Genomic DNA, 14,819 nt, shown 5'->3' on the forward strand with positions numbered 1-14,819 from the left:
TCCACCAAAATACCGGAAGGAAGGTATAGAGTAACCTTCCTCCGGAAATCATTGCTTGCTTCAGTAATTCAGGATAAGTCTTGCGATGTACGCAAGGTCAGAGATATCAATCCGTCCGTTATGATTATTATCGTAACGCTTAGAGATGTTCCAGTCCGGTGAATCGGAGGTTTTATTGTAGTGATTAGCTAGGACTCCCAAATCACCTATTGTAGCTTGGGTACGAATAGAACTAGTAAAGGTTTGCAGTGCACTGCTAAGCTGAGCGAGCGTCTGATTTACCTGATCTTGCGTAGCTGAGGCATTCGATGCCACTGATTGTGCATGGCTAACGACCGTTTGCAATGCCGCTTTGGCGCCAGCTGGATATTGTCCCCACAGAGAACCTTCCATTGCCGCATCGAGACTCGCGACTGCTGTAGCAATAGTACCATTTAAAGCAGTTTTATCGATTATGTTTGCTTCGATGGTAACGTTATACGTGGATCCGCTATTCACAGTCGTGACCGTTCCGATTTCGTCGGATACTTTAACTTCTGACAGGTATACGGAACTAATCACCGTACTGGATGAAGAAAGTGCCTTAAACTGAAACTGAAGAAGATCCCCGCTTCCGTACACCGCATTCGCTACGCCTTGAGAGTAGGCCAGGACACGAACTTGGCCCGGAGCTATAACATGACTATCTGCTACAGAAACACCTGTTTTCAAGGATTGAACACCTTGAAGCTCGAGCTGGGAAGCGTTAAAGTTTAGGGTTAGATCTTGGGCATACACACCTTGTGTTACGTTTACTAATCCATAGTTTACGTTAAAAGACTGACCAGGAGTAACGCTGGTTGTCCCCGTTAATGCCGCTGAGAAACCCGCCTGACCGATGATGGTAAAACCATTTACAGTTATCGTTGAGGCTCCTTTAGATATGTTCAGTACAAATTTACCATCTGCACCATCACCAAGAATTTGGGTGGTAATCCCTAATGAATTCAGATTAGCATTATTATTAAGTAATTGTTGGGCTTTTGTTTTCAGTGTTGCTGCGTCATCACCAGTTGCATTCGGAACCGTGATACTGTTACCAAGTAGAGTTGCTGCTTGTTCCACTGCCTGTTGATCCGCACTAACATCGCCAGAATTAGCCAATGTCTTCACTAATGTCACATTGGAGAATGTCGCTTGCAAATCTGCTGTAGCACTAAGGTTGATTGCGTACAATTGCAATTTCGCATCAGTAAAGAACTCCGGCGAGAAAGTCGTCGCGACATTTGACGAAGTATTCCCTAATGGTGAATAGGTAGAACCATTATCCCTTGAATAATACCCTTGCACATCATTTCCAGTCTTCACGATGCGAAGATAATAGTCTGTACCACTTAAGGTTGTTTGACCAGTTGTATTAGAATGTGGTGTGGTACCAACCATATCCGAATTATTAATTTTAATAGCAGTACTATTTTTTCTTGCATTGATTCTGAAGTATTCACCTGTTGAAACTCGGCTCATACCTAGACCAATTTGCGTATTCTCTGCAAAAGAAGAGTCACTTAGTGCTTTATTCACGGTAAGCTTCGCTGAAAGTGTCCAGTTCCCATTAGCAGTACCCGGGAATTGCAGGATATTATGGCTAATCGGATAATCGGTATCCGCTTTTTGAGTTGCGATTGATGCTCCCGTTGCACTGTAAGTTACAGCACTTTGGGGATTTTGAGGATCCGTTGGGTTCGCTACCTGCCAACCTGTTGGAAGCCCATTGGCAAAACTTATGACCTCAGTAGTACTAAGTGCTATCTTATACGTTTTCACATTTTGACCTTTAATAAAACGTACAACAGCTGTACCTTGCGTACTATCCGCTTGCGAAATACTTACTTGTACATCATTATCATTTGTAGATGCCGTTACGGTTGGGATTGTACTTCCAGTTACCGTATACGTGTAATCAAACTTGTTAGCATCAAAGTTGGAAGGTTGCGCTCCATCAACGAAAATACTGTATGTTGGTATCAAATCAGGTGTTAGTGACAGCTGGTCTGCATAAAGAATGTTGGAATCCTTCGCATAGAGTGCCAAAACCACCTTAGCAGTACCAACTGGTTCATTATAAGTGAATGATTGGTTAAGTGTCTCATGCCAGTCTGCAATCTTTATATCTACAGGCTGGAAGGAGGTTAAACTGACTGGTCCGCCCTCAAGGATGCGGCCAACTAACTGGCCATTGCTCCAATAGGCAGGATCTCCGGCCTCACGGGCTGCGTAAGGTTCAGGCATATCACGACCATTGATCCGTGTCATACCCAATTGCTGTCCTGAGCTGTCGTAATACACGAGTTCGGCTTCCACGTCACCAGGGTTTTCAGCTGCAATATCATAGCTCTCTGGACGACTCTTCATGGCGAGGAAGTACCCTTTGAAGTTATACTTTTCTCCCTTGGCCAGTTTACCGGTGACATCCTGCCACAATCCGTCATACTGCTCTTGGGCATTGATACGGTTGGCAATTTTTCCAGATCCAGCTACTTTCGATGTGTTGCTGTTTTTCAGATAACGGGATATACCCGAGTAGCTCTGAATGTTATCCGCTGTTAATACAGGTCCTGTGACGGTCTGTTCAAACGTTCCATTGTTATAACGACCAGTAGACCAATTGTTTGTATTGGACGCAGTTGTCGTGTCAAAGTCTCCATTAAGAAGAATATTGCCTGGTATGGAAACCGTTGAGTTGTTAGCGGCTGTACTCCAATCGGAATCATTTGCCCCAAATAAGAAGCGGTCTACGGTGATTGTATCACTTGTGCCGTTCGCAGCAGCTACGATATAGAGATCCTTATGGCCGTATGCGCTAAGATCGCCCGTATCTACCATATCCTGGAATTTTCCGTATTTATTATTAGCTGGTACGTAAATATCAGCTACCCGCGTACCTTTCGATAAAATATCAGCCGTGTTGTTTACAGGTGTTCCTACTGGTAATACATAGGCTTGAAGATTGCCGCCTTTTGTTGACTTCGTCTGTGCGGTTAGGTACAACAAGTGTCTGCGGACCACACCGCCATTTGCAGAACCATCCGCAAAATTAAGATTTTTATATGCAAGGTATTCACCATTACCAAGTGTGACAGCTTCATTGTCGCGACCAGCATTTCCTGTCGTGTTACCAGGTACGCTATTGTCATTTCCTTCCGCTTCTAGGGAAGAGAAAATATCGCGTTCACCATCAAGACCGTTATAAGTGGCAAAGGTGCCCTGGGACGGTACGATGGTAACAATGCTAGCCGAAGGGATGTCGATAACGAACTTGCCATTACTTACAGGAATCGTAGCCAGCTTCTTCTGGTTCTCACTACCCGAAGTACGGAACACAGTTACACTTGTTGTACCTGCTGGGAAATCCTTCAGTGTGAATTCCAATGGCTGGACACTATCATCATTTTTTGCGTTGGAGACAGTCATAGCAAAATCATTATTCATCGGGTTCTTGAAACCAACAACATTAATATCGGTTGCAGGCGCTCGTGTTACATCGAAGCGTACATCGCCCGGTTTAATAAATCGAGAGAAATGTCCATAGCCGTAAAAGCGTTTGAACAAACGGTACTCTCCAGTTAGTGTACTTGCGTGCCCAGCCTTCTGCTGGGAGTTAGTGTTTACGAAACGGATCAGGTCGGAACCATCAGCACCGTTGTTATCCCACATACTCCACCATACGAAGCCGTTGAAGCCGGGATTGCTGGTAAACATATTCGTCAATAGGTTGGACCAACGAACAGCATCATTGATATTCTGATTGCCGTATCGTTGCGTATAGGCTCCTGCAGAACCGTCGCCTGTATCCTGATTCATGAATTCGGCCTGCCATAGCTTATATTTGGTTAGAAACTCCGGATACTTGGATCCATCCTTCGTATAATCCAACGGACTTTGTGAAAAGTCACCGGTATGGTATAGCTTTGTTTCGTCTGTACCGATACCGACCGTACCATACAAATGAGTCGTAAACGTGTCGAGATACGGATTTTTATCTGTTGCATTACCTGGGTCAGTTTCAGAAAATACCGCACCGCCTCTGCTTATTGATGCACTGAGGTTGGTACCATCTACAGCAGCAAGCTCAGGTATAAAATCAATAATCTTACCACTTGGATCCTTAATATCGTAGAGCGCACCGCCTGGTTGCATCGATTTTTTCAGAGTAGGACCGATGTAGCTGTCAATAAGCTCTGTCACATATGCAGCGCTTCCGCCTGCAAGGTCAACCTCATTAAAGGGATTGATATCGGTAATGGGAATACCCCACTGCTCCCACATGCCTCGGATATAATTGACAAGATAATCAGCAAAAGCTTGGTAATAAATTTTCACTGGCTTTCCGTCAATTGTAGCTACGTCCGCTCGAATAATCTTGTTAGGTGCATTGGTTGACGAATTACTCATCCAATAAGGTGCAGTCCATGTGCAGGCATAGAATTGATTCACGCCATACTGCTTAGCTTGAAGCATTGTCCATACCTGATCGAAATCGAACAGCTCTTTTCGAGTCCGTGGAGAGTTTTTGATGATTACAGGATTTTGGCCGGGTGCACTTAAGAGATTGGTGGGGCCTCCATCGTCATTAGCAATCGGTTGATTCCAAGACGGGTAATCCCATACGAATCCTTCGACAGGCACAAGCGTACCTGGGGCATGTTCTGGCTCGTTTGGCCAAATGCTATCGGTATTTCCATCATAGAAACGGTCACTTGCCTCAATTTTATATCCGTACTGACCGGCTGTGCCTCTCAAGGGAATTGGATTACCTTGGATGTCAAAACCTGGTTTGGTGACATCAGCAAGCAAACCTGTTACCGGGTTGAAGCCTGGGCTAGTTGCTGTAGCATTAGCGGTGGTTAGGCCGCCGTTATCCCCGATGATCACACGTACAATGTCGTGTCCAGTTCCGTCTTTTTCACTGAATGTCAGATTCAACAGATGCCTTACGGTGTCTTGATGACCAGCTGCAGCAAGCTGCATCATTTGAACGGAATCCGTGTAGGCATATGCGGCACCTAAACCATCCATCGTCTGATATTGCGTGTACCAGTTGGCTGTTACTGGTGCAGCGGTAACCGCTGCATGAACCGAGGTGGAAACTACCATAGGGGCAATAGCGGATATCATCAGTGCGCTAACTAAATTAATCGAAAGCGACTTTCGCCAATTATTCAAATTCATTCTACTTGTTCCTCCTTAGCTTTATTCAAATGTACCTTAGGTGATTGCGGGATCATCATTGCAACCATTCCTCATGTCCCACTTTTTCCTTACATTCAACTAACTTGAATTAATTGAAAACGCTTACATATAGGAGAGATGCATTCTGTATCTGCTGTACTCCCCTTAGTTAAAGAAAACACACCCAGAATTACAAAGTAAACGAAACCACGAGCTTGTTGTTATCGCAAAAATTCACCCCTTCTTTGAATCTTCGCTAATCACTCCTTGAATGATTAGATAATTCATACAACTTAGAATAATTCGTAAGATACCTTTCCAACAATGCGGTATTAGGATATGGACTGCTTGTACTTTTTATCACTTCTACCACCAGCCCACATTCCAACAACGCATTTGTTATAGGCAAAACGGTCAGGAATGTTTCGAATTAAATATTGTTCCCCTTTCTATTTTCATATAATAATTTGTCCTACCTGTTACTATAGTATCAACTCAGGAATAAGTAATATATATGAATGATCCACGATTTGTTATAAAATAGACCGAAAATTCAGGCTTAATAGTCCGCATTATTTAGCCCAATACGGTCTAGACGCGATCACGGTCTCTCCCGTTATTAACGCTTTTTCAATCATCATACCTAAATAGTGATCCTGTGAAGCCTCTGACAAACTGTAAAACTCCGAACCGTCATTGATATAATTAGCCATCTTCGTCAGACAGCTGGCAATAGCAATTTCATCATCATAAAGTCTTGCCGGAGCAAAAGGATTTTGGTACAACCATTGTTCCCCGCAAAGAATTCCTTGCAGAAAATAACCTTCTGTATTTTCATACTCCCCCCGGTTGACTCGCTTCATATCCATTTGCAATGGAACCATGTTCTCCTGCTGAATCAGAATACGGTTGTCGAAGATTTCTCCCCGCTCTCCCCTTATGGAGAGATGGTTGGAACGAACCCATGAACGGTGCTGGTCTTTGGTAAAGTCATAAATTCCCAATTTTTCCCCGAAATCTAACCATGCCATATCTCTTTGCATGGGAATCATCCTGTCTTCCTCTGGTGGACCGTTCCGGGTAGGACCGTTAACCCATCTGGATTCGAAACGCATGGCTTTGATTTTGACTTCTTCAAATGTAATACCGAGCATGCGACGGATCAAACTGACGGCGTGGTACAAATGGGAAATGGAAACTGTCGTTTCCGTAACAACCCCGAGTTTTCCCGAACGGATTAGGGCTAAACGTGCTACCTGCACGGGATGAAATTGATACTGTTCAGCTACTTGCACGCGTGCTCCAGTCAATGTCAACTTGTCGTGAAGAAGTTCTAGTCCCTGCATATCCGGTGCAGGAGGCGTTTCTACCAAAACCGGTATCCCTATTTCCGCTAGCTTAAACAGATAGTCCAGGCTCTGAGAGCCGCTTACACATAGTACAATGAAGTCCGGTTGATCATACTTTAGAAGCTCTTCTAGGGAATGATAGGCTGGTACTCTCCATTTTTCTTGCATCGTGATCCTTTTTGATAGATCCCTTATCACCATACTGATGATCTGAAACCGCTCCGGAAGCGCTTCCGCGATTCGTAAAAAGTACTGCGCACGGAAGCCAGCTCCTCCGATAATGCTGATTTTCACCGCCATTACACACACCCCATTTTATTGAATGCAATCCTAATTATAGTAAATAATTACATATGTAGATTAACGGTTTTGAGATCATAGTTTAATGAGGTCTGTAGGGTTCATGCCGGTCATTTTTTTGAAAAGAAGACTGAAATAAGGAAAGTTTTTGTATCCAACGCTCTCTGCAACCTCATAAACCAGCATATTCCGTTCCAAAAGCAGTTCGCGAGCTTTTTCAATCCTGACACGAGTCAGATAAGTATTGAAGGTTTCACCGGTCATATTTTTGAAAATGATAGACAAATGGTTCCGTGAAATGAAAACTTTATCCGACAGAATAGCCAGCGTTAAGTCCTCCGCATAATGCTCATGAATGTAGTGCGTAATGAAATCAACGACCTGACGGTGTTTACTGCTCCCCTTCCATTGTCTGCTGTCGCATATAATGGAAATTTTTTCAGATAACCACTTCTGCAGCTGATCAGGCTGGATCAAGTCCTTTATCTCTTTCGCAATCTGGTCGTTCGTGAATAGATCGTCAAGTACATGTCCAGCCTCATAAAGACAGTACGAGATAATCCCCCATAATTCACTACCTAACATCTGAACATATTCAGATCCTATCCCCACCTGGTTCTCCAGTTCTCCAATGTAATCAACAACCAGCTGCTGAGCCTTAGTTTTCTGGGCACACTTCATGGCATTCGCGAGCTCGTAAGAGAATTTCACTGGAAACAAAGCGACCTGCTCCTGTTCTGTCACCGCTTCCCTCTGATAAGCATAAAACTCAAAGGATGGGATTACTCGTAGTTGTCTCGTATCAATGGCACGGAATGCTTCCTCCGTTGAATCTGGAATTTTGGTCCAAACGGACTTTATGCTTCCACTTCCGACACGGCACATCAATTTCAGATAGCTTGCAACGCTTTCAATAATCTGAATACTCAAATCTTTAATGGCTGTGTGTGTGTGTTCATTGTTATCCGATTCCGGATGAATAATTAATACAGCACGTGTGCTGTGAAGCTCTGTATACTCCACAGATGGAAATACCTTGCGAGCCAGCTCGTAAACAATATTACTAACGGCGAATCGATATAAGTTCCAGTCCGATACTGAAAATTTACGTACCCTTTCATCACGAACTAGTTCAATCCCGATCACTGCATGGTAAGTATTGGACCAGAAACGATACGGCTGAGGCAGAATTTCTCCGCTTTGGTTAGCACTGTCCAATGTACCTACTACAGCTGAACGCACCCATTCCTTCTCAATAAACGGCTCATACAGCATCAACTTGTGCTCCAACTCGCCTTGCTTCATCCGCTTTTCTTCCACATCCATCAGCTCTTGGATAACCTTGTTTAGAATCACTTTTAACGTCGGCATACTGATCGGCTTTGATACATAATCACTGACGTTATACCTCAGAGCTTGTCTGGCATGTTCAAAATCAGAATAACCGCTCAAAATGATAATCTTTCCAGGAAATTCTTCTTTTCTTAACTGTTCAATCATATCTAAGCCATTCATAAGGGGCATATATATGTCCGTTATAATAATATCCGGCTGTGTACTCCGGATCATATTTAACCCATCGACGCCATTCATGGCTTCCCCAACCCACTCTGCTTCCAATTCATCCCAAGGAATGGCGCGCTTCATTCCTTGAAGCACTTGGCGTTCATCGTCAATAATCGCGATCTTCCACACCATATTTACCTCCTTTAGCTATTACATTTATTAGCATTCAAGAGTAATACGTCTAACAACTATGACTGGATTCTAGGCGTTCCTGACTGCCATCATCTTCATAATAACGACCTATGATAAAGGTTTAAATAGGAATGATGCACAAATTATTATAAAATATCACGGTTCTTCATTCATTTCTCTAGTATATTGTTAATTGGTTGGTGGTTCTGTCAATAATGGAAGGAATATTTCGACACGGGTTCCCCCTTCTTCACGTTCGTACAGCTCAACGCCGTAGATATGACGGAAATAGCCTGCAATTCTTTCTCTTACATTGCGAATCCCGTAACCACCCGTGTGACGCTTACGCTTATTCTCCACCACTTGTTGGAGACCGATACCGTCATCATCGATGATGATCTGGAGCGAATTCTCTAAACGGTTCATCTGAATATGGACAGAACCAGTCAGCCTTGTGTTAAATCCATGAACAATGGAATTTTCAACGAAGGGCTGCAAGGTTAGTTTAGGAATATACAGTTCCATGACATCTATTGGCACATCAATAGCATAATCAAGGCCGTTCCCCCAACGAAGCTGTTGGATTTCCAGATAGCATCGGATATGCTCCAATTCATTTTCAATTGGAATGAAACTGTTTCCGTTAGATAAGCCGATCCGAAACATTTGTCCCATCAGTTCCAGAATTCGGCTAAGCTCTTCGTGTCCGGCCTCAATGGCCATCCAGTTCAGCTGGTCAAGCATGTTGTAGAGAAAGTGAGGATTAATATTAGCCTGTAGCGCTTCAATTTCAGCTTTACGCTGTTGCTCATATCGCTGCTGGAGGGATAAGTACAAATCTTCGATCCGCTCGTTTTGCTTTCGGTAGCCGGCAAATAAATAACCAAACTCGTTCTGGTAATCTCCTGGCAAGTCCTGATTCTTACCACCGATCGAATAGGAGCTCATGGCAGATACCAGCATATTAATTGGCTTCGTAAATTGTCTACTTAAATAGAGGGTCAGCATTAACATCAGCAGTACAGCGGCAACTCCAATGATAACAATAACCTCCGCCAAATGGACGCTACTTGCAGTAATCTGATCCCATGGTGTCATTTCTACTAAAGTCCAATTGGAGTCAGACAACTTCGAATATACCAAAAGCGAATCTCCCACTGTAGAATTCCCGCGGATATGGATAAAGCCGGATTTCTCGGTTTCCATGTTCGCCCTTTGACTCATTTCGAACTGCTCCTGCATTTCACCTATTTTCAAAATTTCCTGCCCGTTACTGTCTGTCATAATCCGATTGGAACCCCTTGAGCGGCCTTTTAACAGGGATCGGATTTCTTCGGCTTTTACATGAATAACAACAACACCTAAAAAAGTATCATTAAATAATATTTTCCTCCCAAAGCTAAGAACTGGAACATTCCCCGTGAAGCTAGGAATTTCATACTCGGATGTCCAGGCAAAATCACTTTTGTCCAAATACTGGCTCCATTCTCTTCGATTATCCAAGTCCTCTATATCCCAGAATTGGATGTAACTATTTTCTTCTTTCCGGAACGGACGCTCCATATACAGGTCAATACCTTGAATGATAGGGATGGAATATGTAAGGTTGGCCATGGTGTTCTGGACATTGTCGGCTTTTTGGTGCCGATCGAATTCATCCTGACTATTCCAAAGAAGTCTAATCAATTCATTGTCACGGGAAGTGGACAAGGATATCTGCTCAATCATTGTTAGCCGTGTTGAAATTTCATTGTTCAATTCTTCCAGCAATTGTTGTTGATAATGGGAGGTGTTTTTCACCAGAGCTTTAGAAGAAATATTGTAGCTCGTCCAAACAATACTGACTAGAACCAGAAAGATGAGAACAAAAAAGCTGCGGAAAAATAGGCTCTCAATTCGAAACTTCTTGAAAATGTTAGTCATCTGGCGTTTCTCCCAACTGTAATTACTGTGAAAGAAAACGGTAAAGCTACGAAGGAAACTCGTCTCTTTACCGTCCAATTTGCATATTCAAATTTATCTTAACCTTTAATCCCCGTCGTCGCAATGCCCTCAACAAAATAACGTTGCAGAAACGTAAATACGATAGTTGCAGGGAGTATAGATACTAGAGACATTGCCAGCAATTGGCCCCATTCTTGAGCTGATTGAGCATCATTGATCATCCGCAACGCCAAGCCTACGGTGTATTTATCTACCGAGTTCAGGTACAGCAAGTGGCCAAGGAAGTCATCCCAGTTCCACAGGAAGCAGAAAATCATGATTGTTACAATTGCGGGTTGGGTCAGTGGCAGAACCACACGCCAGAATATACCAAACCATGAACAACCGTCAATCTTCGCAGACTCGTCAAGATCTTTTGGGATACCTCTGATAAACTGAATCAGCAGGAAGACGAAGAAACTACCGCCCGCTCCACTTGCCACCAAGTGAGGAACCACAAATGGAAGATAGGTGTTTACCCAACCCAGTTGGTGGAACATAGCATATTGCGGAATAATTAGTACTTGTGAAGGCATCATCAAAGTCATCATAAGAATAGAAAACCAGAGATTCTTTAATGGGAAATCTAGACGAGCAAAGCCGAATGCAACCAAGGTGGTTGAAAAAAGCGTTGCAATTAAAACCATTGCTTCAAGACTGAAGGTATTTAAATAAAAGTCAGTAAATGTGCGTCCGGGAATTGCATGCCATCCATCCGTGTAGTTGCTCCATTTGGGAACCGAAGGAAAGATCCCAGGCGATCCAAGCTCTGCATTCGATTTAAGTGATGCGCCAACCCACCAGATTAAGGGGTAAATCATAACAATACTGAACACAATCATAAGGGTATGGCGGACAGTAGAATTCCATTTTATGTTCATTTTCTTTTTTTACCTCCTGTGTCAGTTTCATAGAAGACCCAATACTTCGAAGTGCCAGCAATAATGGCTGCTACTATGACAATCATGACCAGCATAATCCATGCTAAAGCTGAAGCATATCCTAGCTCATAGCGACTGAAGGCCCTCTCATATAGATATAATGCGTATACATACGTAGAATTCATCGGTCCGCCATTGGTAATTACGAAAGCAGAAGTAAACATTTGGAATGAATTGATTACACCCATAATTAAATTAAAGTAAATAATCGGTGAAAGCATTGGTAGCGTAATTTTGAAAAATTGTAAAACCTTGTTCGCACCATCAACGGATGACGCTTCGTAAAGATCGTTTGGAATTTGCTTTAATCCTGCGAGGAAGATAACCATGGCTGAACCGAACTGCCAGACCGTTAGGAGAATCAGCGTCCATAACGCAGAGCCAGGATTCGTAATCCAACCTTTTCCTACTATTCCGAATATGGACAGAATTTCGTTAAAGATTCCGTCAACACCAAAAATATTACGCCACAAAATCGATACGGCAATACTTCCACCGATAAGAGAAGGAAAATAAACCGCGGTTCGATAAAAGGAAATACCTTTCATAGCCTTATTTAAGAGTGTTGCCACCAACAAAGCGGCAACCAGTTTCAACGGTACAGATGCCAGCACATATTGAAATGTCACTTTGACTGATTGGGTAAATCTCGGATCATCTGTAAAGATACGGGTATAGTTCCGTAAACCAATCCATTTAATTGGTTCGAGCAACGTATAATCGGTAAGTGAATAATACAATGATAGAAACATAGGATACGCCGTCAATCCAAAGAATCCGATTAACCATGGAGAAATAAACAAATAACCTGCTAACGGGGCATCCCATCTGCTGAGAAACTTGCGCTTCTTTTTCACTTCAGCGCCGTTTGCAGCAACGGTAGTAGAATTGTTCAAGTATAATCACCTCTGTACTTTCTTTATAATCGGTATTTTATAACTCTATTATATAAGTCGCTCATCTCAGTCTATAGTAGGGAAATCATCGAATTATTATAAAATATAACGAAAAACGAAGAAGCTAGCCGTGGCTGCTTCCTCGAATGGCGTTATACATAGGTAGAATTACTTTAGGAATAAATCAATCGTTCGGCCTTGTCGGCAATCCCGCTTTTTCTGTAAAAATAAGTATTGATCCGATCTCTCCATTCTCTGGCATGCTCCACTTGCTCTTCGATACGCTCAGCAACTTGCTTATGCAGTACCTCATCCATGGTTCCAGCTAGACTGTACCATTGTGTAACAAGCTGCTCTGCCTTTTCCACACCTTCGAAATGCGTGTCATATATATGCTGAATAACGGTTTTACCCGAATGAAGGACATGAATATAGGGAACATGATGGAAGAAAAGCAAAAGTTCGTCCGGGCAATCTGCTAGAGATTCATATCGTTCAAAATTAGGTGAGTTGTACTGGGATGTATATCCAGTACCTGTTGCCAGTGTCCGATCAACACCGATTCCATGCCAATCGGCATAATGATACGTCCCCCATTTGGCGTATTCGTATCCGTCTACATCAGGGCCATAGTGAGTATGGGGAGTAACCATAAAACCAACGCCTAGCGGTGCCGTATAGGACTCATAAATGTCTGGCGAACTCAATAGCATGTTCTTAATTACATGGATGATATTTTCATTATCACCGAATGTAAGTTTAATCCAATCCTCGGCAATATTCTCAGCAGTCAATTCTGGATTCCAAACCAACCTTCCATAGCCGTATAAATTGGCTTGCGCCAGCAAATGGCCTGTCCAATTCATGTCATCGCCGATATTGGAAACAGCAGCAATGCCTGCCAACCGATTGCCATGAACCGCCCCGCTGGCAATACGCTTAATGGATGAACCTTCACCATTGGTGTAGGTTTCAAAGTCCAGAATTTCCTTCCATTGAGGGATTAAATAAAACACGTGTCGTTGCTGTCCTGTATACTCCTGAGCAATTTGGAATTCTAGCACCTGATTTGTGGACGGCATGGCTCCCAACAGCGGAGATACAGGCTCTCTGACCTGGAAATCCATGGGACCGTTTTTGATCTGCAAAATGACGTTATCCATAAAGCGACCGTCCAAGGGCTTGAAGTGATCATAGGCGGCTCGAGCACGATCCGTTTTTCTGTCGCGCCAATCCTGCTTGCAGTTATAAACAAAGCAACGCCAAATAACCATGCCACTAAATGGCTCTAATGCCTCAGCCAGCATGTTGGAGCCGTCAGCGTGATCTCGGCCGTAAGTAAAAGGTCCCGGTCGGTTCTCAGAATCCGCTTTTACTAAGTAGCCGCCGAAATCCGGGATAACCGCATAAACGTCCGCTGTTTTTTCTTTCCACCACTGGCGCACATCCGAGTCAAGGGGATCCGCAGTCGTCAGACCGCCGATTTCGATAGGGCTGGCATAATTGACCGATAGGAACAGCTTGATTGCGTACTCACGGAAAATAGCAGCCAGTTTGGCCACATCAGGCAAAAATTCTGTAATTAGTTTACTTTCCACTTTATGAACATTCACATTATTGATTACAATTGCATTCAGCCCTGCGGAGGCAAGCATTCTTGCGTAATCTCGAATACGGCCATGATCTTCGGTAATCAGGTTATCTTTGAAAAAGATGGATTCGCCGGCATAGCCCCTTTCCACGCTGCCGTCCATATTATCCCACTGATTGATCATCCGTAACATATTGATAGGATTTTCAACAATATCTAATTCGTTAATGTCCGAGCCTGTACTTAACAGACGAAGCAAGTGGAAGGTTCCGTATAACACTCCTTTGGCGGAAGCCGCACCGATTGCAATACAATCGGTTTTTTTATCAGTTATAATGACATAGCCTTCCTGCCCAACCTGTGTAATTTTCTCCGCTGTTACTATACGATCTACATGAGGATTGTTGCCAAATGTTCCAATCGCAATGACAGGTTTCCCTTGTTCCGCAATTTCAGGCTGCACGCCCAAGATCCCCTCTAGACCATGGGTTAATTCTGATACTGCGGTTTGAATAACTGAATCCTTTTCCGTTATGTGAATTCGGTTAAAAACCGCATATTGATCGAATCGATCACCGGGTAACAATTGGCGGTATCCTAGCCATGCTTGATATCCGCTGCCGGTTTGGAAGGTAGAAAATGTGCCCATGTATAAATAAATCCTCCTCGTGTTGTCTTCATTATTATCTCAGTGTTTGTATTCCCAAATGACACCTGAAAGACTTTCTATGATACATCCACTGGCCCAAAGCAGTATAATCCGTGCTTAACGCGCTTCTAGCTGTTAGTATCAATCTTTCCATGATATCCTCCAATCCCATTCAAAAAGATTAAAAGATACCCTGGAACAAAT

7 protein-coding genes are annotated in these 14,819 nt (G+C 43.2%); all 7 read right to left on the reverse strand.

All coding sequences use genetic code 11. The features are described from left to right. Nucleotides 1-60 precede the first annotated feature (60 nt). The 7 genes from ACSQ8O_RS31665 to ACSQ8O_RS31695 all read right to left on the reverse strand — a co-directional run bounded on the left by ACSQ8O_RS31665 (nt 61) and on the right by ACSQ8O_RS31695 (nt 14,615). Complete coding sequence (locus ACSQ8O_RS31665) at nt 61-5,208, reverse strand: hypothetical protein (protein ID WP_436244891.1); 5,148 nt, start codon at nt 5,206-5,208, stop codon at nt 61-63. 572 nt (nt 5,209-5,780) lie between these two features. Next, nucleotides 5,781-6,857: a Gfo/Idh/MocA family protein gene (locus ACSQ8O_RS31670; RefSeq protein WP_436244892.1), complete on the reverse strand. Its 1,077-nt coding sequence runs from the start codon at nt 6,855-6,857 to the stop codon at nt 5,781-5,783. A gap of 75 nt (nt 6,858-6,932) precedes the next feature. Further along, nucleotides 6,933-8,552: a response regulator transcription factor gene (locus ACSQ8O_RS31675; RefSeq protein ID WP_436244989.1), complete on the reverse strand. Its 1,620-nt coding sequence runs from the start codon at nt 8,550-8,552 to the stop codon at nt 6,933-6,935. A 192-nt stretch (nt 8,553-8,744) separates the two neighbouring features. Then, complete coding sequence (locus ACSQ8O_RS31680) at nt 8,745-10,478, reverse strand: sensor histidine kinase (protein WP_436244893.1); 1,734 nt, start codon at nt 10,476-10,478, stop codon at nt 8,745-8,747. 98 nt (nt 10,479-10,576) lie between these two features. Further along, the gene (locus ACSQ8O_RS31685; protein WP_436244894.1) at nt 10,577-11,419 is read right to left on the reverse strand and encodes a carbohydrate ABC transporter permease; all 843 of its coding nucleotides are present in this window, start codon (nt 11,417-11,419) and stop codon (nt 10,577-10,579) included. Continuing rightward, a complete protein-coding gene (locus tag ACSQ8O_RS31690) occupies nt 11,416-12,375 on the reverse strand; it encodes a carbohydrate ABC transporter permease (protein ID WP_436244895.1) in 960 nt (319 codons plus the stop codon). The genes ACSQ8O_RS31685 and ACSQ8O_RS31690 overlap by 4 nt, the downstream gene beginning before the upstream one ends. Nucleotides 12,376-12,548: 173 nt before the next feature. After that, nucleotides 12,549-14,615 carry an alpha-glucuronidase family glycosyl hydrolase gene (locus ACSQ8O_RS31695; protein WP_436244896.1) on the reverse strand — a complete coding sequence of 689 codons (2,067 nt, stop codon included), beginning with the start codon at nt 14,613-14,615 and terminating at the stop codon, nt 12,549-12,551. Between the last annotated feature and the right edge of the window lie 204 nt (nt 14,616-14,819).

The organism is Paenibacillus sp. LjRoot56 (assembly GCF_964253335.1).
In the GTDB taxonomy this organism is placed as follows: Bacteria; Bacillota; Bacilli; order Paenibacillales; family NBRC-103111; genus Paenibacillus_E; species Paenibacillus_E allorhizoplanae.

Coding starts and splice junctions, on each gene's coding strand:
- ACSQ8O_RS31670 (WP_436244892.1), bottom strand. CDS start 6,857: ATGGCGGTGAAAATCAGCATTATCGGAGGAGCTGGCTTCCGTGCGCAG.
- ACSQ8O_RS31685 (WP_436244894.1), bottom strand. CDS start 11,419: ATGAACATAAAATGGAATTCTACTGTCCGCCATACCCTTATGATTGTG.
- ACSQ8O_RS31695 (WP_436244896.1), bottom strand. CDS start 14,615: ATGGGCACATTTTCTACCTTCCAAACCGGCAGCGGATATCAAGCATGG.
- ACSQ8O_RS31680 (WP_436244893.1), bottom strand. CDS start 10,478: ATGACTAACATTTTCAAGAAGTTTCGAATTGAGAGCCTATTTTTCCGC.
- ACSQ8O_RS31665 (WP_436244891.1), bottom strand. CDS start 5,208: ATGAATTTGAATAATTGGCGAAAGTCGCTTTCGATTAATTTAGTTAGC.